Here is a 23294-nt window from a genome sequence, read left to right as displayed (position 1 = left end):
CAGGTAGTTGTACAGATTTTCTAATGAAATTTTGATAAACGTTTTGCTGAACAATAGCTTGGCCATCTCCTTGATCTATTAGATATTCGGGTCGGTCTGCCCATAGAACAATTTATTCGATTTTATATGTTCCACCAATTCAAAATCTTGACCATTTCTATATTTTATTTTAACCAAGCCTAAGCCTCGATGCATATAGGTTTCAGCTACTGTTTCTTGCATTGGATATGTGGTGTATTTATATACATCTTTTATATATTGACCATTTATAGACAATGAATCTAGATGAATTGCTTCTTCTAAATTAAATATTCTATCTGTATTACTTCCCGTTCCTAAGAAGTAATAACAAACTGAACCAAAAAAGATATTAAAATCAAATCCATTCATGGTTTTAACCATCTCGAAAGTGAATTCATTCTCTTCATCAGGAAATTCACCGCGCGTACGAACATTAAACATATAAAAACATGAACTTTCGCAATAGGGAGAAGAATCGTCTGAGATTGTACTTTTTCCATTCTTAGCATAACTTATATTATAAGTGGTAGTAGAAGAAGAATTCACTTCAACCATATTAATCTTATCACCTTCAGAATAGGGAAGCCACTGTATATCTCTATCGGCAAATGGATTGGGGCACTCGGCTTTTTCACATGGATCACAAGAGAACAAGACGAACAATGATATAAAATAAAGGTAGTTAAAGTATTTCATGAATGAGGCAATTTTTATTTGGGATTTAAACCGTAAATATATTGAAAATAGTTTTTCTTTTACGTCAGGGGTAGATTTTTTAGAATAAAAAAAGAGGATATCAAATTAATGACATCCTCCAAAATATTTTTAAAAGCTTAAGGCTTAAATATGAATCACTTCACCATAAGCATCCGCAACCGCTTCCATAATAGCTTCTGACATAGTAGGATGGGGGTGAACTGCTTCAATGATTTCACGTCCTGTAGTTTCTAGTTTACGAGCTACTACAGCTTCCGCAATCATCTCAGTAACGTGATCACCAATCATGTGACAACCTAACCACAACTAATATAAAATCAGGTGTTTAGTAAATGTTTGAATTTCTAAGTGCAAACAATTTGACAAACAAAAGAACTTTTAACCGCTTGGTTATTAAAGAATAAAGATACAAAATATCCTTCACTTTACCAAAGATATATCTATGTAATTGTAGTAGGAGTAAGGGTTTGTTAACTAATGTTTAAGCCCTTTTTTAAGTGTTTTGATAACAGTATATGGAAAGATATAATCATGCTTTACGACGGGGGTATTCGAAGGAAATACCCAATGGGGGGCGTTGTTATTGGGTGGCTAAGCCTATGATTCTCATATAAAAAAATTGAAAATATTTTGAAAAAATGTCATTATATATATAAGAATGGTTATTGGTTTATGTTGATAAAGGCCGCTATAGGGGGAATGAGTGGCTGTCTATTACATTTATCATTAGTTTTAGAAGCTTGAATATTTATTTATCCTAAAAAGAAAACCTTTTTATAAGAAAAGTATAAAATCTATAGACGTTATGTGAAGGATTATTATTATTTTAGCAATAATGTTTATCGAATTTAGTTATCTGAACTATTAGTAAAATAAAGAAAATGGAGAACGATGTAATAAAAGCTTTGCTTGATAATTTTGAAAATCGATTGAATAATAAATTTAACACAACGATTCTGAGAAAAATGTTTCTTCACAAAAGTAATGCAATGTATAGTACAATATATCCAATAGATAACAAAAATTTAACCGAGAAAGAAAATAATGTTTTTGGACCAAATTATCCCAAATTGAGAAGCTTTAATGATTCTGAAGTTGAATATATTTGCATTTTATTTATTCCTATTAATGGAGAGGAGTTAATAATCGATAGAGATCTTTCTTATTATAATGACTCCGTATCTGATGTGTATGATTATTGTAATAATGAACTTAGTATAAATGTATATGATGGTGGTAATATTAAAATGAGTTATAAGCTTGATTTTTCTATCGATAAAGATACATATTACAACTCTAAGGATACTATACTAAAACCTAACCTTTACGATATTTACGAAAGAGTTTTATACAAAAGACTTTTGTTTTACGTGTAGTAATTTCCCTTAAAAACCTATAATATTGCTAAAATAAGATGCTCTAATCATTAATTATTAGTTGTATTTAATTGTTGCTATTGCTGGTGCAACGATATTACCAAAACGCAAACTTTCTTTTCTAGCGGCTTTTTCTAAACCATAGTTTAATTTCTCAATTCTTAAATGACTTTTAATATTTTGTATTGATATTCATTAAGAACATTTTAAAAGCCGATATAGATGAAAAATTAACAATGTTTTTTTGGTTACTTTTGACATTTATCTTACAAATAAATATTTTGTAACTGAATCTTAATCAATGAAGACAGAAAGTTTTTACCCCTCCTAGACAAACAGTTCTGTTAAGCAGGTGAGGTAAAAATTTCATCATTCATCAGATGTTCTGCATTTCTCTTCAAATATGTCTTGTATTGTACAATTCCAAATTTGTTTCTGTTATGCATAACAATTTCTTTCTTCCTGTCATGAATAACTTCTCTTATTTGTCTTTCCCCTCTGCCATTAAGCTTCTCCTTAATTGTTTCATAGCTTACGAATACACCATCATTAATTAAGGAATCAACAGACTCATTGATATCATCATATTTTGTTATGCTCTTATATTTGTTTTCAACATTGAAACATATCTCTCTATTTGTTGGACCATATAAACCAGTGTACCAGTAATTGTCGTTTGCAAAGCTTAGTCTTCTGTAATAATCTGCTGTTATATCAACTGTATATTCAATTTCATCAAAGGTACTAACCCATTGACTATCCACTTTTTTTTGGTGTTTCTCCATTTCAATTTTAATCTGTTCATTTACAATATCCAATTCGTCTCCTAACCATTGGGTATCATTTAAGGCTTGTTCTACAAGTGAGGTTCGAACTATATCGGGTCTGCCTATTGATGCTTCTGAGTACTTATTAATCCTTGAAACAGCCAGATGAAAAACCTTGTATAAAATCTCCCAATTTCTCAATTTGGGATTGAGTAATATAAATCTTACCAGATGACCTCTTAAAAGTCCTAAAGCATTCTTTTCGTTAAATCTACGCAAATCAAATTGCAGCTGAAATGTTTTGTATGGATGCTTTAATCTATATATTATGTATTCTATATTGCTATCAATATTGCCTTTATACTTTCTAAAAACAGACTGATAAAAGCTTGTTTGGGTTTCAGATTCTAGGTTGTTTATTTCATCTTGTAAATTCATCTCATATTTAATATTTGATGACTTAGTGTTTAAGTCTATTCTAACATTATAAATCCAATTTAAACCTTTATATGTTTCTTCATCTATTATCCCCTCAAATTCATAATTACTAGAGTATTGATTTGATTTGTTGACTTCTTGCAAAAACTCTTCTCTAATTTCTTCATTGTGTACCATATATTTTAGTTTTTAATCAAAGGGAGGTAAAATACACTCCCTAAATCTTTAGAATTCAAAATAATGAACTCTAGTGTACTCAGAAACTTGAATATTATTGAAACTTTTAGAATGGTGCTTTGAAGTGCTTTTAAAGAAGCCGATATAGCAGAAAATCTATAGTCTCTTGATGATATCCAAGTTATACTATCCTGACTTTCTTTTTGCTTTGCTGTAATCTCTTTATTCTCTCTTAATTCTTCTTTATTTATTTTACTTTGGAAGGATAGTTGAACTACACTGTTATGGCAATATACGACATAAAAGGAGGTTTGTCAAGTGTTTTTTTGAATTATTTTTCAAAACAGACTGTATTTTTATGTAAAACATACTCAAGATTAAACCAATTAACTTCTTTATATCGGCTTTTCTGAATTAAAATATAAGCAAGCTAATTGCATTAAAATATTTTACAATCTATTAATTTCATGATTTCAAAGAACTGTTTTTAAAGGTCTTTCATGCTGTTTTAAAACGTGTTTATTTGGTGTAAAAAAGAGCCTCTAGGGTGCTTAAAAAGCCTGCTATGGGCTATATAAGTTTCTTCATGTTTGCTTCCATTTGTTTATCTGTAAAGTTGCCTAAATAGTGTTGCGTAGTTGCTATGTTCGCATGGCCAAGACTAGAACTAATGAAAGCAATGCTAATGCCTTTATTCATTAATGTTGTTGCATAGGTATGTCGTGCATGGTATGTCATTACTCTTTGTATTCCAATGTCATTACAAGCTTTTTTAAGCCTTCTATTTACATTTAATACAGTATTGTTTACAGTTTTAAATAAATAATCAGAATCTTCATTGGAGAGTACAGGAAATAGATAAGCTGAACTTTCTGAATTATACTTCCTTATGATATTTCGAGCTTCGTCTAAGATAAAAACTCTAATAAGTTTTGGCGATTTGTGTTTAGTCTTTTCTCTAATAAATTCAATATAATCACCATTGATATTAGATTCTTTTAGTAACAGAATATCTTTAATATTAATACCTGCACAGTAAAAACTAAACCTGAATAAGTCAATATATAATTGATGCTTTTGATTCTGAAAATTATACTCAAGGAGTTTTTTTAAGTCTTGCATGGGTATTGCTCGCTTATTATCCCTTGATTTGGGTAATTGGAATCCAATAAATGGGTTTGTGTCTATTAATTCATTATTTGCATTGATAACAGCTTTGAAAGTAATTAGATAAATTCTTGCAGTCGTAGAACTTAGTCCAGTACCTAATAGATAGTTTTTAAAACCTCCAAGGAGTTTTTTATCAATTTTATTTATTTCAATATCAACAATAAAATCTTTAATGTGCTTTAGTGTAGATTTGTAATTATTAGCACTAACTTTTCTATGTTCTGCTTCTAATCTAGCAATATAACTATTGAATAGATGTACTAAGCTCTTATTGACCTTCTGGATTGGTATGCCTTGAAAAAGGCTTTTAAACTCTTTAAAGGAATACTCTGGTAATTCTTCAATTATCTTCTGAGCTTTGTTTTCAGCATTAATAACTTTTGCTCTTAGTTTCTTTATGTCCTCTGGTAACTTTTTGCCCTTGATTAACTTATTAAAATCCTTATCGCTTAAATGAATACCTAAAGCAATATAATTTGATTTTCTAAGGTTTGTAACTCTTAGCTTTACAGGATGGGTTTGGTCTTTCGTATTCTTTTTTCTAAGTACAATTTTTAAACTTACACTCATAATTAGGTATTATAAGCGGATAGCTTTCGATTGAAAAATAAATGCACAAAAAAAGAGCAAACATTTTCGCAAACATTCACTCTCTGATTAATCTTTTTATATCGGCTATCTATATATGAATCACTTCACCATAAGCATCCGCAACCGCTTCCATAATAGCTTCTGACATAGTAGGATGGGGGTGAACTGCTTCAATGATTTCACGTCCTGTAGTTTCTAGTTTACGAGCTACTACAGCTTCCGCAATCATCTCAGTAACGTGATCACCAATCATGTGGCAACCTAACCACTCACCATATTTGGCATCGAAGATTACTTTTACAAAACCGTCTTTATGTCCAGCAGCACTGGCTTTTCCACTAGCAGAGAATGGGAATTTACCCACTTTGATTTCGTGTCCGGCTTCTTTGGCTTGTGCTTCTGTTAAACCAACACTGGCGATTTCTGGCTGAGTATAGGTACAACCTGGATTATTTCCATAATCTAATGGTGTGGGATGATGACCTGCGATTTTTTCAACGCAGATGATTCCTTCGTGACTTGCAGTATGAGCCAAAGCAGGACCAGGAACGATATCGCCAATGGCATAATATCCTTCTACATTGGTCTTGTAAAACTCGTCAACCAATACTTTACCGCGATCTACATCAATTCCAACCTCCTCTAATCCGATTCCTTCAATATTGGTTTGAATTCCAACAGCAGAAAGAACGATATCAGCTTCAACAGTTTCTTCACCTTTTTTGGTCTTAATTAAAACCTGGCATTTGTCACCAGTAGTATCTACGCTTAAAACTTCACTTTTCACCATCACTTTAATACCGGCTTTTTTGAAGCTTCTGCCCAATTGCTTACTCACGTCTATATCTTCCACTGGAACGATATTGTCCATAAACTCAACTAAAGTAACCTTGGTACCTATGCTATTATAAAAATGAGCAAATTCAGAACCAATGGCTCCAGAACCCACAACAACCATAGATTCTGGTTTTTTGTCTAAAGTCATGGCTTTTCTATAACCGATAATCTTATTTCCATCTTGAGGAAGGTTTGGTAATTCGCGTGAACGAGCACCAGTGGCAATGATGATGTTTTCGGCACTGTATTCAGTGACTTTTCCATCCGCATCGGTTACTTCTATTTTTTTACCTGGTTTTAGTTTTCCAAAACCAGAAATTAAATCTACTTTATTCTTTTTGAAAAGAAATTGAATTCCCTTACTCATGCCTTCAGCAACGCCACGGCTTCTTTTTACTATGGCATCAAAATCAGCTTCAATCTCACCTGAAACCTTTACGCCATAATCACCAGCATGCTTGGCATAATTATAAACCTCAGCACTTTTTAATAAGGCTTTAGTTGGAATACATCCCCAGTTGAGGCATATTCCACCTAATTCGGCTTTTTCAATAACAGCTACTTTTTTTCCTAATTGAGTAGCTCTGATGGCAGCAACGTATCCGCCAGGACCACTACCTAAAACTATAATATCGTAATTCATAATAATTCTAAATTAGCATTTTTGCAAAAGTACCAATTTTTATTGGAAGGCTTTATTTTTTAAGGAATATTTGGAGTTTTTTAAACAATTGGATGGTGAGTTGATTTAATTCCTGATTTTTAGAGGTAAATAATAAAGCCCTATGGATTATCCCAAGCTAAGTTTGCAAAATATTATATTTACGAAAAACAAAGGATGGACGAATTGAGGATTAGTCTTCTCTAAGAAAATAAGCAGAGCAAGCCCATCAGATAAACCAAGGTTGCATATATAGAAAAACAACAAAATTTGATCTTAAAACTCAAGCATAAAGGTAAATACGGGTAGCTAAAAGTTAATAAAAGTAAGAGCTTGATTTCGTGTTCTTTGAGTTGACTTTTAAGCCCTTAGTGGTAAAACTAGGGCATGTTTGCTTAGAAAAGTTTGAAAATTCCATGAAATTCATTTTTAGGTTCACGTAAGAGGAATAGATACTAATTGCTAAATACAAATTTTTAAAGATCAGTATTTCAGTTGGTTGGAATTAAAAAAAAGCTTGAATGTGTGTGCCCAAAGAAGTTAAGGGTTTCAATGCTCGAAAGCTAATTCTTTATTTATCTTTGAATATGGAAAAGAAAATAACCATTGGAACGGTATGTTTCCTAATTGATCAAGTAAAAGATAGCATATTGCTTTTGGAGCGTTCTAGAGAGCCCATGAAATCTATGTATACTGGAGTTGGTGGGAAGACTCATTTTGAGGAGGATATCAAAGAATCATGCATCAGAGAAATTAAAGAAGAAACAGGATATCGAGCAAATAACTTGCAGCTCAAAGGAGTAGTTAAAACCTTACTTCAAGGCAAAAATTCCTCTTGGATTTTATTCGTTTATACTTGTAGTGATTTTAATGGACAGGAGATTTCTTGTGACGAAGGTGAATTGCATTGGGTAAAGACTTCTGATGTTTATAAAATCAATCTTATAGGCTTTATTAGAGAAATATTGCCAGAGGTGCTATCGGAGGATGGTTTTATTGAAACCACATTAATTCATAATGAAAATGGTGAGATATTAGATAATAATTAATTTTGTCAGTTTTAAGATACTCAATTATTATATTAAAAACCTTTGAATGAAAAGTATATTAATCTCACTATTATTTACATTGTCTATTGCATCACTGTATAGTCAATCAGCTAACCTCACCATTATAGTAAACGGCATTCAAAATGCAAAAGGAACCATGAACTTTGCTGTTTATGATAACGCAGAGAATTATGATAAGAGTAAAGATTATTTTATTGGAGAAAGTATACCTGTGGAATCTATGAAGTTTGAGTTTGTTTTCTACGATCTGCCTTATGGTAAATATGCCATATCATTATTTCATGACGAAGATGAAGACGGAGATTTGGACACCAATTGGATTGGAATGCCCAAAGAATTATTTGGATTTTCTAATAATGCCAAAGCTAAAATGGGTCCTCCAGATTTTGAAGATGCTTGTTTTGAAATTAATGGAGACATGGAGTTAGTAATTAATCTTGTGGACTTGTTTTAATTTGATTTTTTTTAAATAAAAATGGGATGAAAAGAAGCTGAAATATTTGTAATTTAATTTACCTTAGTGGCATTAATTTTTATCCTTAAATCAACATGAAGAGCAAAAAACTATCCACGGTATACGACGCCCAGAAATTTAAAGAATTTGGTCACGAATTAGTAGATCTCTTAAGTGAACATTTAGAGGAGGCTAATAAAGAAGAAACACTAGTACAGCATTGGAAATCTCCAGCCGAAAGATTAGAGTTTTGGCAGCAATATGAGATGGACAAGAATTCACCAAAGGCATTCTTTCAGGATATTTTAGAGGGTTCGGTAAATATTCACCATGCCAATTATATGGGGCATCAGGTATCGCCACCTGCACCTTTAGGAGCCTTGGCTAGTTTTACGAGTTCCTTGCTCAATAATGGAATGGCCATTTATGAAATGGGAGCCGCTGGTACCGCCATAGAAAAAGTAGTGATAGATGATTTAAATCAAAGAATAGGCTATGATGACAATTCCGATGGATATATTACTCATGGCGGAACATTAGCTAATCTTACTGCTTTACTTTCAGCTAGAAAAGCCATGGTTGAAAAAGATGTTTGGGAAGAAGGAAGCTCAGAAAAATTAGGAATTATGGTTTCTTCTGAAGCCCATTATTGTGTGGATAGAGCTGTGAGAATCATGGGTATGGGTGCTGCTGGAATGATAAAGATTCCTGTGGATAAGAATTATGCCATGAAAACAGAATTGTTGGAGGAGCATTACCAGAAAGCCAAGTCAGATGGCATAAGGGTGATGGCAGTAGTGGGAAGCGCTCCTTCTACTTCCACAGGTATGTATGACGATTTGGAAGCTATCGCCGACTTTTGTGAAGCCAAGAAGCTTTGGTTTCATGTGGATGGAGCCCATGGAGGAGCAGCTATATTCTCAAAAAAATATAAGCATTATCTAAAAGGAATCCACCGTGCTGATTCGGTGGTGATAGATGGGCATAAAATGCTGATGACGCCTACTATTATGACTTTTCTTTTATTTAAAAATAAAAACCATTCCTATGCTACTTTTAGTCAGAAGGCAGTGTATTTATTAAGTAAGAAAGAAGAAGAACAATGGTATAATATAGCCATTAAATCCTTTGAATGCACCAAAAGGATGATGAGCATTCAGTTTTATATTTTGTTCAAATTCTATGGTGAAGAAATATTCGATGAATATGTGACCACCTTATACGATTTGGGTAAAGAATTAGCTGGTATAATATCAACACGATTAAATTTTGAATTGGCAATCGAACCAGATACCAATATCGTTTGTTTCCGCTATCATCCTCAAGGGAAATCTAAAGAGGAGCTTAATAGTATAAACGCACAACTTCGTCAGCAATTATTGGAGCAGGGGAAGTTTTATATTGTACAGACTAGTTTGAAAGGTGAGGTTTTTATGAGAACTACCATCATGAATCCTAAAACGACTACGAAGAATTTTGAATTATTATTGGATGAAATTGAAGCCTTGGCCGGTTGAGAAATATTAGCTTTTATTTCAATGAGAACCCGTTTTTTAGATTAAAATTTAACTATATCTTTGAATGATTAATAAAAAGATGCATTTATTTCATGATTAAAGTCAATCATCTAGAGCTCAGTTTTGCTGAGAAACTAATATTTAAGGATTTATCCTTTTCCATTGAACCAGGAGAAAAAGTTTGTATTAGTGGAGCTTCAGGAAAAGGAAAATCCACCATTTTGAAGATGCTGATGGCTTATGTGATTCCCAATCTAGGAACAATAGAAATCAATAAGCTTCAAATAAATCCAGAAAATATTAAGGTTATTCGTAATCAGATGATATGGATTCCTCAAAACATTAATTTGCCGGTAAATAATGGCTTAGAACTAATGGATTTGATGGAATGGTCAGGACAAAAAAATAAGGTAGAGGAATTACTATTAGAATTAGGCCTAGCAGTATCAATACTGAGCTCAGACTTTTCTAAAATCAGTGGTGGACAAAAGCAAAGAATCATCATAGCCATATGTTTAAGTATGGATAAAGACATCATTTTAATGGATGAACCCACAGCATCTCTTGATGAGGATTCTATAGACCAACTCATATCTTGTTTATCCAAATTTGAGAATAAAACTATGGTGTCTGCTTCTCACCACTCAAAGTGGATAAATAGTTGGGATAAAAATATAGCCTTATGAATTCAGCCACAGATATTAGTATTTGGGAATTAGCCAGCGGTTTATTACTATTTATCATCCCCATCACTTTATTCTATATCTATAAAATTTGGATTATCAAAGATGTCCTTATTGGTCTTATTCGAATGCTTATTCAACTTTCTTTGGTGGCTTTATACCTAGAATGGATATTCGAACTCAATAATGCATGGTTAAATAGCCTTTGGGTGATGGTCATGATTATGGTCGGAATCTTCACCACCATCAGGAGAGTCGCCTTAAATTGGAGGATGTTTTTATTACCACTTCTGCTGGCCAGTTTAACCTCAGTATTCATTGTTGACTTATTCTTTTTAGGTTGGGTATTAAAACTCGATTATTTTTTCGAAGCCAGATATTTTATTCCTATTACAGGTATGGTCTTAGGTAATGCATTGAATCATAATATAGTGGGATTAACTACTTATTTTAAAGGTTTAACTGATAAATCTGACTTGTATATGTTTTTACTATCCAATACAGGGAGTAAGAAATTGGCATTAAGACCATTTATAAATGATGCTATTAAACAAGGATTGAATCCAATGATAGCGACCATGTCTGTTATTGGACTCATATCTTTACCAGGTATGATGACTGGGCAGATTCTTGGAGGAAGTTCACCAGTGACAGCTATTAAATACCAGATCATGATTATGATCGCTATTTTTGTGGGTTGTACCATCAATTTGTTTTTGAGCATCCTTTTCTCTAATCGGTTTATTTTTGATGCTTATTCTAATTTGAAAGCCAATATCTTAAAGAAAATGTAAATTATTACTTGTTATAATTTCTCAAATAGTAGTAATTCCTAATGATTTTAATTATATTTGATAAAGAGCTATTCTGTTTTTAATGAAATGATTTATAGTCTCGTTTCTTCTTATTAATGCCCTTTTAGCGCTCTCATTAAAACAATAATATGGATATCGTCAATATATATCAGGTGGCTGTTTTAGCTGTACAAGGGCTATTGGTCTCAACATTGATTCTTTTTTTATTTAGGATGCGTTCCGTTTTAGGTATCGGTTTTCTATATGCTGCTATTGGAATGTTTCAATTTTTGCAGGTATATTTAGCTAGTACAGTACAAATTAATATTACTGATAGTATCATTGTTTCTCCGGGCTCCACTGTATTATTTATGGTGAGCCTTTTTGCCATTCTCTTGATTTATATTAAAGAAGACGCTGCAGAAACCCGTAAAATTATTTATGCGCTTTTGGCTACGAATATTGCTATGGTTATTCTGTTGCAGTCTTTTAAGTGGAGTGTAGATAGTGAAAGTGGTGAACAATTATTCAAAGTGAGTACACAGCTATTCGATACCAATATTTTAGTTTTATTAGTTGGAACCGTGACCCTATTTGTGGATTCTATTTTATTAATCATTTTATATGAATTCATATCTAAAAGAGTAAAATGGATTTTTTTTAAAGTTCTTCTCACGACTTTAATAGTTGCATCTTTTGATACTATTTGTTTTTCTTTATTAGCATTTGGGAGTTCGGAATATTTAAGCAGCATCATTTATTCAAACTTGATATCCAAGAGTGTGGCAACTTTATTCTATAGCATTATATTTTCTGTGTATTTATTCTATATAGAAAGAGGAGTTGATGATAATCCTGATTATAAATTTAATGATATCTTTCATACATTAAGCTATAGGCAGAAGTTTGAAATTGAAAAAACACAAAAAGATAATATCAAAAAGAATGCAGAACAAGCTATAAGGATGAGTAAGGTGAGATATGAGACTTTAGCTAGAATTTCGCCTGTTGGAATATTCTTAAGTGATATCGAAGGTAAAACGGTATACGTTAATCCCAAATGGTGTTCAATATCTGGTATACTTGAAGAAGATGCATTGGGGGATGGTTGGTTGAAAACAGTACATCCTGCAGATATTGGAATGATTAATGACAATTGGAACGCTGCTCAGGATTTAAATGTGAATTCACATATTGAATACCGATTTATTCATGAGGATGGTTCTGTAGTTTGGGTATTAGGACAGGCGGTACCTGAGTTAGATGCAGATAATAATAAGATTGGTTATATAGGAACCATAACGAATATCACAAAACTTAAACAATATGAAAAGGAGCAAATTCTACTCAAAGAAAAAGCCCAAGAAAGTGATCGTTTGAAGTCCGCATTCTTAGCCAATATGAGTCATGAAATAAGAACTCCCATGAATGGAATTTTAGGCTTTTCCGAATTGTTGAAAGAACCAGATCTAGAAGAGCTTGAGCGTAAAGAGTATATCAGTGTTATTGAAAGAAGTGGTATGAGAATGCTCAATATTATTAATTATATTGTGGACATCTCGAAAATAGAATCTGGCCTGATGAAGGTATATCTAGAAGAGGTAAATATTAACGAAATTGTTCAATTTATTTATGATTTCTTCAAACCAGAAACGGAACGAAAGAATGTTGCTTTAGAACTTTATAAACCTTTACATGACAGTGAGGTCATAATTCCTACGGATAAAGAGAAAGTAATCGGTATTCTAACAAACTTAGTTAAAAATGCTATTAAACATACTCAAGAAGGAAGTATAGAATTTGGCTATGTCAGGAAAGAAATAGGGGAGTCGAGCTTTATGGAGTTTTTTGTAAAAGATACCGGTAGTGGAGTTCCAGATGATAAGCGTGAAGCTATTTTCGATCGTTTTATTCAGGCCGAAATGGAGAATAATAGAACTATAGAAGGCACAGGATTAGGCTTACCCATTTCTAAAGCTTATGTTGAAATGTTAGGAGGAAAAATATGGCTCGATGATATACAAACAGATAAAACAGTATTCTATTTCACCTTGCCTTTTCAAATCTAATATTCTTAACTTATTCGGGAGGAAGCATAGCGCGCACTGTTTCTTTTAATTCACGGTAATTGGTTTTTCCACTTCCTAGCATAGGAATTTCTTCCACCTTTTCTATATTTCTAATGCGAGCTATAGAAGCAACACCACGACTTCTCAAATACTTGTTTACCTCAGTTAACTTTAGATCTTTCACTGAAAATAAAGTGACCACAGGGTCTTTTGCTCTGTCGCATCCTTCTACAGCAATAACATGAGCGCCTTCTTCTCCATATTCCTCCTCTAAAATTTTCTCAATAAATGGCATGCTGATCATCTCACCACCAATTTTGATAAATCGTTTCAATCGTCCGGTAATAAATACAAATCCATCCTCATCAATATGTCCTAAATCACCAGTTTTATAGTATTTCTTACCCTCAATTTCCACAAATGGACTTTCAATTTTACTATCCATATATCCGCCAAAAATACTTGGGCCATTGACTACTATCATTCCTTCTTTTCCAACTTCTATTGGTTGTTCTGTCTCTAAATCCATAATATGGGCATCTAACCCCACAATGAATTTCCCAACGCTATTGAGCTTCTGTGCGTCTTTAGGGTTTAAACATACTATAGGGCCACATTCCGTAACTCCATAACCTTCTATAATCAATGATTTACCTTCGGTGAGTCTTTCGAAATTGGCTTTTACATCTTTATGTAAACTTTCGGCACCAGAAATGACCAGTTCTACAGATGCTAAGTCTTCTTTTGAAGAACGTGACATGATCATCTTTAACAGCGTAGGAGTCACCATAATATTATTGGCATGAGTATGTTTTAAAACCTCAATTACTTCTTTAATATTGGTCGGGTTTGGGGTATAGGCTGCTTTTACTCCTGTTATCAATGGAAGTACTGATAATACCGTAAATCCAAAGCTATGAAAAGGAGGGAGGAAGCTCAAGAAAATACCATTTACTCTAATATCGAATAATTGTAGGGCTCCCCATAAATCAGTTATCACATTCTCATGGGAAAGTTGAACTGCTTTAGGCAAAGTCTCACTACCAGAAGTAAATAATACAACCGCAATTTTATCAATTTTCGTATTGATCATCAGCTTTGGAAGTTTGGCCATTAAAGCCCCTTTTAATTTCATTCCCAAACTGATATTACTTACTTCTTTATCCAACAACATTAATTTACTGGTGATGTCTGCTGGAAGTTGATCTTTAATTTTATCATTAAAGGCAGTTGCTGTAACAATAACTTCTAATTCCGTAAGCTGAGCACAATAACTTAATACTTTGTGTCCAACGGTCCAATTCAACATTACTGGGACTTTTCCTGCCATATATGAGGCTATGGTAAGTAATGTAGTAGACTGAAGAGCAGGTAAAAGAATCCCCACGTACTTTCCTTTAATCCTCGCTTTGAGTAATTGGGATACCACAGCAGCTTTTAAAAAGAATTCTTTTCTAGTACTAGTTCCTGAATTAGCATCCCAAGCGAAATATTCATTTGGGTTTTTACTGAATTCAGTAATAAAGTTCTCGAGAATGTTTTTGGAAGTATCAGGCATGACATTATAATCAGCCGTATTAGCAATGTGGAGTAATGATTCCTTCATGTAATTAGTTTTGTGAAGCGCCAAAAGTAGGGAAAAAATTGGAATTAGGGCTTTCTCTGTTTAGAAATTGATAATGACATATTCGAAAATCCAATATTCTGACTAAGAAAATGTTACTTATACTATAATAATCTCTTATTTGCCTTCAATATAATCTATTAACTCAGCTTTTACTTGTCCAACCTTTATTGGGGCTTCAACCTTAACGGGAATATTCCTACCATCATCGCTTACCCAAATTTTAATGGTTTGATTGCTTTTGAAGATGGTTCCCTCAATCACTTTTGTACTGATTCTATAACAATTAAAACTCAATTGCTCATTCAACTCAATAAACTCTTTGCCTTCATATCTAATGGGGATGGTATACAGTTGGCCATCAATAATTATTTTAAACTCATAGCCTTCACCCATCATGGCATTTTCGAAATTGAGTAGACGAGCATAATAGCAAGCCGTTTGCAAATCGAAGACATCCGCTTGCCAGTCCATTGTTTTTTCTCTAGACTCTTGCTCGGTATTACTCAATTCCATTATGATTTTACCCTCCTCAGCTTGGAAATAGGTTTCATTAAATACAGAATAAGAACCTTCACTGGTATTTCTTTTATAATAGATAGGCTGAAAGTTTTCTTTCAGAACGTTACTTTGGAAAGTATCTCTAATTTTATAAATCCAATCGTATTTGGGGAGACTATTACCATAGCTTTTAAAATGGAAAATATCTTCTTTATTATTTTTTGAAGCTAATACTTCAAATTTTACTTCTCCACCTTGTATCTCTAGAAAGCCTAACTCATAAATAGCTATATAAGTTCCTATTTCACCCTCAGCATAAGGATATTCTTCTAACAAAGTTATCTGTGAGAAAATAGGATTTAAAAGAAGACAGAAAATAAAAATCAGGATTTGCTTCATTATAGAATTATTGCGGCAAATATATGTAAAATGGTGATGGTTATTTCGTGTTATGCCTTGCGAATTAGCTAAAATGTTAAACAAAAAATAATGATTGCATAATTCACTAAAACGATTTAGTTTTGTCAAGGTGAAAAAGAAAAAAATAACATTATCTGTGATTGCTGAGGAACTAAAGGTTTCTAAAACTCTGGTATCCTTGGTTTTGAATGGTAAAGGAGATGCCTCTGCTATCAATAAAGCCACCCAAGAGAAGGTAATTAGCAAAGCACGAGAATTGAATTATAAACCCAATCAAGTGGCTCGTGGGCTTCGGATGGGAACAACAAAAACCATAGGACTTCTTGTTGCGGACATTTCAAATCCATTTTATGCACGAATTACTCGCACCATTGAGCATTATGCCGAAGAGGAAGGTTATAGTCTAATTGTTTGTAGTTCCGATGAAGAACAAGAACGCGAGAAGAGGTTAGTAAGGATGTTGTTAGACAGACAGGTCGATGGTATCATCATGACCACTACATTAAGTCAAGAAGATGAATTAGATTCTCTTTTTCCGAATCAATATCCTTTAGTTTTATTGGATAGATATTTAGATGATTCCAATAAGAATTTTGTAGGTGTTGATAATATATCTGCTAGCAAAGAGGCCATCAATCATTTTATTAATAATGGCCATCAAAACATTGGATTCCTCACTCTTACACCTAGTTATATTAGTACGCTTCGCGATAGAAGAGCTGGTTATATTGAGGCATTAAAAGAAAATCATATTGGAATTAATGAAGATTATATCATTGAAATAGATTATAATTTAATCAAAGCCAAAGAATATGCTCAGATTAAAGACTTCGTTAACAGGAATAGAGAAATTACGGCTATTTTTACTACCAATAACCATTTAGCCGTTGCTTGTCTAGAGGCCATTAAAGAATTGGATTTGAAAATTCCAGAGGATATTTCGATAATAACTTTTGATGATGTTGAATTGTTTCAATATACTTCACCAGCTTTATCGACCATAGCACAACCATTGGCTGATATTGGTCATCAAGCTGTTTCCATATTGATGAATGAAATTAAAGACTCCTCTGTAAGCCAAAGGACAGAAATATTACAAACCAAATTAATCATACGAGAATCTTAATAATATGATGTTTAAAAGAGTATTCATTATCACCCTATTTCTTTGGAGCTTTCTGGCAAATGCTCAAGTAGAAGTATCTGGTATCGTCATTTCTGATGAGGATCAAAAACCAGTACCATTTGTGAATATTATTGGTCTGCAATCTCGATTAGGAGGCAGTTCTGATATGGATGGTCAATTCTCTATAAGCGTAAGTGATTCAGAAACCCATCTTATATTTTCTGCCATAGGTTTTCAGCAAGATACCATAATCCTTACTGCTAGTCCAATGAATATTAGTCTTCATTCCATGTCCTTGAATTTAGATGAAGTGGTAGTTACAGCACTAGGTATTAAAAGAGAAAAGAAATCCTTGGGCTATGCCATGACAGAAGTAAAAGGAGAAGATTTGGTAAAATCCAATGATGTGAGTGTGATTAATAAGTTAAGTGGAAAAGTAGCTGGGCTTAAAATTACATCAACAAATGGTGGAGCAGGAACTTCAAGTCGTATTATACTTCGTGGAAATAATTCTATTACTGGTGATAATCAAGCATTAATTGTAGTGGACGGTGTACCTATTAATAATAGTACCAATAGTAATTCAGGAGCAGAATGGGGAGGTCGAGATTATGGAAACGGAGTTTCAGATATTAATGCCGATGATATTGAAAGCATTTCTGTATTAAAAGGAGCTAGTGCTTCAGCACTCTATGGTTCACAAGCCATGGATGGTGTGATTTTGATTACCACTAAAAAAGGAAAAGCAGGCAAAAAAATAGGAGTGAGCTTTAGTAGTAACACTTCAATAGACCAAGCTTATATTCTTTACGATTTGCAAAACACTTACGGTGCTGGTAGAAATGGGAAATTCGAAGGTGCTTGGGATATTAATGCCAATGGTACTCCTGTATTTAATCCAAGCTACGATTTTAGCAAAGGTAGCTGGGGACCCAAAATGGAAGGTCAAACCATTGTAGATTGGGATGGTAATGAAAAATCTTTCTCGCCCCAAGAGGATAATTACAAAAATTATTTTGAACCCGGTGTGACTACTAATAATTCAATTGGGATTGATGGTGGATTTAAAAATATGACTTATCGTTTTTCTGTAGCAAATATCGCCACAAAAGATATTATTCCTGGTTTAACTTATAATAGAACCAATGTGGGACTGAATATTTCAGCTAGCATCCTCAAGAAAATCAAATTGAATAGTTATTTCAATTATGTAAACAGTAAAGTGAATGATAGGCCAGGTTTATCAGATGCCCACGACAATCCAAATAGGAACTATATTCATATGCCTCGACATATTAGTTCTTCATCTTTGAGTGATCATTATATTAATCCGGATGGTACTGAAAATACTTGGTATCAAAATTGGTCTTGGATGACCAACCCATATTGGAATAAGCAATATCAGAAAAATGAAGATGTTAGAAATCGTTATTTTGGTCATATTTCATTGCAATATGATTTTAATGAAAACTTAAAACTGATGGTCCGTGCAGCACCTGATGTTTCCAAAACGAAATATTCTTCTATTGATGCACAAAAAGGTTTAATATATGGTTTGGGAAGATATAGTGAATCTAATAATGACCAATATTTAATCAATAGCGACTTCTTAGCCACTTATTCCAACGATTGGAAAGAAACCATTATGTATTCAGTGAATATTGGTGGTAACGCTATGTATTATAAAGCTGAAAATGAATCAGCAAATACCGAAGGTGGTTTGGTCGAAGCTTATGTTTATACTTTAGAAAATAGTTTGAACCCTATTTATTATAGAAATTACCTCACCGAGGCAGCAAAAAACTCCCTTTATGCTTTTGCTCAAATAAACTATAAACACTTTTTGTATTTAGATATTACAGCTCGTAATGATTGGTCTTCTACCTTACCAAAGAACGACAATTCATTCTTTTACCCATCTATAAGTCTTGGTTTTGTATTCTCTGAATTATTGAATGAAGACAAAATCAATAAGGATATTTTTAGCTTCGGTAAGCTAAGAGCAAGTTATGCTGGTGTAGGAAATGATGCAGATCCTTATCAATTGGAAACTACCTATGAAATTATTGACAATGAAGGATATGACGATATGGCTTTTATTGACCGTACTGTTCCTAATCTTGGTCTTTTGCCTGAGCTTGTAAACTCTTTAGAAGCAGGTTTAGAACTGAAATTCTTCATGAACAGATTGGGTTTAGATGCTACTTACTATAATACTCGTTCCCACAACCAAATCACTAACATGCCAGTATCGGCTGCTTCTGGTTACTATACTGCAATTGTAAATTCAGGAATTATTGAAAACAAAGGCTGGGAAGTTCAATTAAATGCCTCCCCAGTTAAAAATAATAAGTTTCAGTGGGATTTGAATTTTGCTTACTCAAAAAATAATTCACAAATCATTGAATTAGCTCCAAATGTGGAAAGAGCTACCTTATATGAGCATTGGAGATTAACAGTTGAAGCCAGGCCCGATAACCCTTATGGAGATATTGTTGGCTATGGTTACAAAAGAGATGAAAGCGGTATTGTTTTAATAGATAAGAATGGTATGGTAGTTAGAGATGAAACACCTAAGGTATTGGGGAATTTTACTCCTGACTTTGGGCTTTCTTTAAGCAGTACTTTTCGTTTTCAAAATTGGAGTTTATCTTTCTTAATTGATAGCCAGATTGGTGGTGATATGTTCTCAGGTACCAACATGTATGGATATGGTTACTCAGGAAACTTTGAGGAGACTTTAGAGGGGAGAGAGGCTTGGTATCAATCGGAGGCTGCTAGAGAAGAAGCTGGAGTTTCTTCTGAAGATTGGACAGCAACAGGAGGATATTTAGTAGAAGGAGTTTACGAGCCAGGAACCATTATCAATGGAGAAGATATGAGTGGTAAAACTAATTCTACCTATATCGATCCCTATCAATATTATCAAAAAGTAAGCATGTGGCAAGAGGAAATCCATGAGTCATTTATTTATGATGCCAGCTTTGTGAAACTTAGAGAGCTGAGCATTAGCTATTCTATTCCAAAGGATAAACTAGAGAAAGTTTGGATAAAGGGATTAACCGCTGGCGTTTTTGCTAATAATGTTTGGTTGATTTATAGCGAAGTGCCAAATGTGGATCCAGAATCCATGTTAACCAATGGAAATGGACAAGGATATGAATTATACTCTTATCCAAATAAAAGAAGTATTGGTGTATCCATCTCAGTAAATTTTTAAGAAATGAACAGAAAGAATATTTATATATACTTGATATTAAGTTTGGTTTTTCTGCAAACATCTTGCATTAAAGATTTGACAGAGCTTAATAAAGACCCTAATAATTCAACAGAAGTCGATACTGAATTATTATTTAAATATGCGGTAAAAAGAGGCAATGGTGATTATTTAACCTCCTCTCATTTAGAATATAATGGATTGCAGCAATGGGTGATGTATATGGCCACCAGAGGAGGAGTAGAATCCGGAAATGAATATCCTTCCCCAGCTGGAGGAGACGGATTCTGGAACAGTTCTTATATTGATGCCATGAATAATGCCCAAGTAGTTATTCGATTAACCGACGGAGATTCTGAATTGTCGAATTTAAATGCGGCCGCTCTTATATGGAAGGTTTTTATCATGCATAGAATTACTGACCTTTGGGGTGATACTCCTTATTCTGAAGCTTTGCAAGGGAATCCAGATATTGAGTTTACTCCAACTTATGATACCCAAGAAGCTATATATAGTCAAATGTTAAGTCAATTGGAGACTGCCGTAAATAGTATTGATGCTTCTAAACCATTTGTTTCAGAAAGTGCTGATTTAATTTATGGTGGAGAAATAGAAAACTGGAAAAGATTTGCTAATGCCTTAAGATTTAGGCTTGCTATGCGGATTTCTTCTATCAATGCTTCTTTGTCTGAATCTACTATTCGTGAACTTCAGTCGGAAATATTAATAGAAAACGAAAGTCAAACGGCCAGCTTCCTCTATAATAGCGTTTATAATAAACCGCTTTATGAAGCTACAGTCATTCGTTATCAAGAAGGTGCTCAGTATATTAACCCCAGTAAATTTCTAGTAGATTTATTGGTAAATACAAATGATCCTAGAATAAAAAACATCCTCAAGAAAACCACATTGTCTGATACTTATCCATTTATTGATGAGTATAGGGGAGTCCCCAATCTTCTTCCATATAATAGTGAAGAATGGGAAAACTATAATTTAGATGCTGCTTTGGGTGATCCTTTAGGAGAGTGGGGAGATGTTTCTAGAGTAGGTCAATGGTTTTTAAATAATGACAGGCCCGTTCAGCTTCTAGGCTATAGTGAAATGTGTTTCTTAAAAGCAGAAGCTGCCCTAAAGGGATGGTGGACAGCGGATGCTGGTGATTTATTTAAAGAAGGTATTGCTTCTCATATTGCTTATATGAACGAGTATTCAACAGAAGTAAATATTACAGATATTGAAATATTAAATTATAGTAATCAATTTCAAGATATTGATTTAGCAGATGTGATTACTCAAAAATATATTTTATTTACCTATGAAAATGTTTTTGAAGCTTATGCCGATTATCGAAGAACAGGATATCCTGTTTTATTAGATTATTTTGAGGAGGGTATCAATTTAGATATTTTTCCGAGAAGATTAAGGTATCCTTATTCAGAATATACTTTGAATAGAGATAACTATTTGCAAGCTGTGGAAAATCAAGGAAGTGATACGCAGTTGACGAGAGTTTGGTGGGATATAGAAAGATAAATAATTAAAAATTATAGATATGACTAGAAAATTATTAGCATTGGCCATATTCGTGTTTTTGGGTGGATTCATTCAAGCCCAATCTCTCGATAATAGATGCTGGTCCATTGATTATGAAACTTGGAATACCACTGGGACTCCAAGTTTATATATCGATTGTGGTAACGATGAGGCCTTTAATGGTGGGGAAGAGCTCACCTTGGAAGTTTGGGCAAGGGCATACACTTTTGCTGAAAACAGAAAAATAATGGGGAAAATAGAATATAATGAACCCATAGATAATGGATATGTTTTGGGATTTGAAAACCTACATGTTTATGCTGAGTATTTTAATCCATCTATACAAGTGGTGCCTCGCCCTGGTGATGGCCCAATGGCTCCCGATTCTGCTTTTACGCATTTGGTAACTACTTACTCAGTGAGTTCTGGTAAGATCCAGAGTTATGTCAATGGAATACTTTCAGGAGAAACAACCATGTTTCCTTCAACAGCACTTGTAGATAATGATCGTCCCTTTATCATTGGAAATGCACCTTGGGATTTATTATCATATCAATTTTATGGTGATTTAGATGAAGTGAGAGTATGGAATAAAGCCTTAAGCCAAGAGGAGATTCAAAGCCGTATGCATACTCAATTAATGGGTGACGAGACAGAATTAGTGGCTTATTATAATTTTAATGCTGCTGCGGATTCTACCGTTCCAGATTCAGGACCAAATGGTTTCGATGGTAATTTGAGTCATTCAACTCATGAGAGTACCCAATGGATGGTATCTTCAGCTCCAGTAGGAGATTTGACCATGTCTAATATGCAAGATATTGCAGCTGCTTGGTATAGAAGTGCTGAAAACTACCATAAAATAGTTACTGATAACGGATTAATCATCACCACATTAATCAACCCTTTAGAATTCAGAAAGTATGTGGTAGCTGGAATGAATAGTGAGGATGGTATAGCAACAGATTTAGCTCCAGAAAACCCACCAGCAGATTATAAAAGAAGCAATAGACAATGGTATTTCAATTGTGCCAGTGATGTAAGTGGAAGTATGACTTTTAACCTAGAGGATGCTATGGTTGGGGATGACTTTCCTATGGATGATGACGATAATCAATATGCATTGCTATATCGCGCAGATGAGAGCAAGGACTTCAGAGCTATTGCTCGTCCAACTAAATTGCTATCTGGCATATTCATTATTAATGACTATGAATTTAAAGATGGTTTTTATGCTATCGGGCACTCCTCAGAGGAATTTCCAATTCAAGGATTTGATGCGATTTCAGATATAAAATTCTCAAATTTGATTTTAGCTCCAAATCCAGTAAATAACCAACTATTTATCGATGGTGCACCTTTAAACACAAACCTTTCCATTTATCAAATCAGTGGTTCCTTAGTAAAACAAGTAAAAGCAATTCAAAATCAAGAAATCATTGATCTATCAGATTTAAATTCAGGAATTTATTTCCTAGAGTTTGAAATTGATGGAATTAAAACAACAAGAAAATTAATTAAAAACTAA

General features: G+C 33.5%; 18 protein-coding genes. 11 read left to right on the top strand and 7 right to left on the bottom strand.

Features of this window, described 5'->3' with window-relative positions:
• Window positions 1-78: 78 nt before the first annotated feature.
• Entirely contained in the window at window positions 79-717 is a 639-nt protein-coding gene (locus tag HNS38_RS07320) for a hypothetical protein (RefSeq protein ID WP_172278563.1), read from the bottom strand.
• Between the two features lie 144 nt (window positions 718-861).
• The gene (locus HNS38_RS07315) at window positions 862-1026 is read right to left on the bottom strand and encodes a hypothetical protein (RefSeq protein ID WP_216663659.1); all 165 of its coding nucleotides are present in this window, start codon (window positions 1024-1026) and stop codon (window positions 862-864) included.
• Window positions 1027-1727: 701 nt separating this feature from the next.
• Here HNS38_RS07315 and HNS38_RS07310 point away from each other — a divergent pair.
• Complete coding sequence (locus tag HNS38_RS07310; RefSeq protein WP_172346209.1) at window positions 1728-2114, top strand: hypothetical protein; 387 nt, start codon at window positions 1728-1730, stop codon at window positions 2112-2114.
• Window positions 2115-2458: 344 nt separating this feature from the next.
• Here HNS38_RS07310 and HNS38_RS07305 read toward each other — a convergent pair whose 3' ends face one another.
• The 3 genes from HNS38_RS07305 to lpdA all read right to left on the bottom strand — a co-directional run bounded on the left by HNS38_RS07305 (window position 2459) and on the right by lpdA (window position 6737).
• Entirely contained in the window at window positions 2459-3496 is a 1038-nt protein-coding gene (locus HNS38_RS07305) for a hypothetical protein (RefSeq protein WP_172346208.1), read from the bottom strand.
• 570 nt (window positions 3497-4066) lie between these two features.
• Entirely contained in the window at window positions 4067-5236 is a 1170-nt protein-coding gene (locus tag HNS38_RS07300; RefSeq protein ID WP_172346207.1) for a site-specific integrase, read from the bottom strand.
• Window positions 5237-5345: 109 nt separating this feature from the next.
• On the bottom strand, window positions 5346-6737 hold the full coding sequence (gene lpdA, locus HNS38_RS07295; protein WP_172278566.1) for a dihydrolipoyl dehydrogenase: 1392 nt from the start codon (window positions 6735-6737) through the stop codon (window positions 5346-5348).
• 605 nt (window positions 6738-7342) lie between these two features.
• Between lpdA and HNS38_RS07290 the strand changes: the two genes are divergently transcribed.
• The 6 genes from HNS38_RS07290 to HNS38_RS07265 all read left to right on the top strand — a co-directional run bounded on the left by HNS38_RS07290 (window position 7343) and on the right by HNS38_RS07265 (window position 13342).
• Window positions 7343-7804 carry an NUDIX domain-containing protein gene (locus HNS38_RS07290; RefSeq protein WP_172278568.1) on the top strand — a complete coding sequence of 154 codons (462 nt, stop codon included), beginning with the start codon at window positions 7343-7345 and terminating at the stop codon, window positions 7802-7804.
• 46 nt (window positions 7805-7850) lie between these two features.
• Window positions 7851-8279 (top strand): DUF2141 domain-containing protein, encoded by a 429-nt coding sequence (locus HNS38_RS07285; protein ID WP_172278570.1) that lies wholly within the window; start codon window positions 7851-7853, stop codon window positions 8277-8279.
• A 95-nt stretch (window positions 8280-8374) separates the two neighbouring features.
• Window positions 8375-9796 (top strand): pyridoxal-dependent decarboxylase, encoded by a 1422-nt coding sequence (locus HNS38_RS07280; RefSeq protein ID WP_172278572.1) that lies wholly within the window; start codon window positions 8375-8377, stop codon window positions 9794-9796.
• Window positions 9797-9888: 92 nt separating this feature from the next.
• On the top strand, window positions 9889-10482 hold the full coding sequence (locus HNS38_RS07275; RefSeq protein WP_216663658.1) for an ATP-binding cassette domain-containing protein: 594 nt from the start codon (window positions 9889-9891) through the stop codon (window positions 10480-10482).
• Window positions 10479-11273: an ABC transporter permease gene (locus HNS38_RS07270; protein WP_172278574.1), complete on the top strand. Its 795-nt coding sequence runs from the start codon at window positions 10479-10481 to the stop codon at window positions 11271-11273. Before HNS38_RS07275 ends, HNS38_RS07270 begins: the two co-directional genes overlap by 4 nt.
• Window positions 11274-11422: 149 nt before the next feature.
• The gene (locus HNS38_RS07265) at window positions 11423-13342 is read left to right on the top strand and encodes an ATP-binding protein (protein ID WP_172346206.1); all 1920 of its coding nucleotides are present in this window, start codon (window positions 11423-11425) and stop codon (window positions 13340-13342) included.
• A gap of 10 nt (window positions 13343-13352) precedes the next feature.
• Here the strand turns inward: HNS38_RS07265 and HNS38_RS07260 are convergent, their stop codons facing one another.
• Window positions 13353-14948, bottom strand: a complete 1596-nt coding sequence (locus tag HNS38_RS07260; RefSeq protein WP_172278578.1) for an AMP-binding protein — start codon at window positions 14946-14948, stop codon at window positions 13353-13355.
• Between the two features lie 135 nt (window positions 14949-15083).
• Complete coding sequence (locus tag HNS38_RS07255; protein ID WP_172278580.1) at window positions 15084-15866, bottom strand: DUF3108 domain-containing protein; 783 nt, start codon at window positions 15864-15866, stop codon at window positions 15084-15086.
• Window positions 15867-15960: 94 nt separating this feature from the next.
• Here HNS38_RS07255 and HNS38_RS07250 point away from each other — a divergent pair, with 94 nt between their 5' ends.
• From HNS38_RS07250 to HNS38_RS07235, 4 genes are read left to right on the top strand one after another with little or no spacing between them, the layout of a single operon-like run.
• Complete coding sequence (locus tag HNS38_RS07250; RefSeq protein WP_172278582.1) at window positions 15961-17013, top strand: LacI family DNA-binding transcriptional regulator; 1053 nt, start codon at window positions 15961-15963, stop codon at window positions 17011-17013.
• A gap of 4 nt (window positions 17014-17017) precedes the next feature.
• Complete coding sequence (locus HNS38_RS07245) at window positions 17018-20233, top strand: SusC/RagA family TonB-linked outer membrane protein (protein WP_172346205.1); 3216 nt, start codon at window positions 17018-17020, stop codon at window positions 20231-20233.
• Between the two features lie 3 nt (window positions 20234-20236).
• A complete protein-coding gene (locus tag HNS38_RS07240) occupies window positions 20237-21766 on the top strand; it encodes a SusD/RagB family nutrient-binding outer membrane lipoprotein (RefSeq protein WP_172278586.1) in 1530 nt (509 codons plus the stop codon).
• A 19-nt stretch (window positions 21767-21785) separates the two neighbouring features.
• Entirely contained in the window at window positions 21786-23294 is a 1509-nt protein-coding gene (locus HNS38_RS07235) for a LamG-like jellyroll fold domain-containing protein (RefSeq protein WP_172346204.1), read from the top strand.

The sequence above is a fragment of the Lentimicrobium sp. L6 genome (assembly GCF_013166655.1).
GTDB lineage: Bacteria > Bacteroidota > Bacteroidia > Bacteroidales > UBA12170 > UBA12170.
Note: the sequence above shows the minus strand (reverse complement) of the source record. Positions and strands in the feature narration are given on the sequence as shown.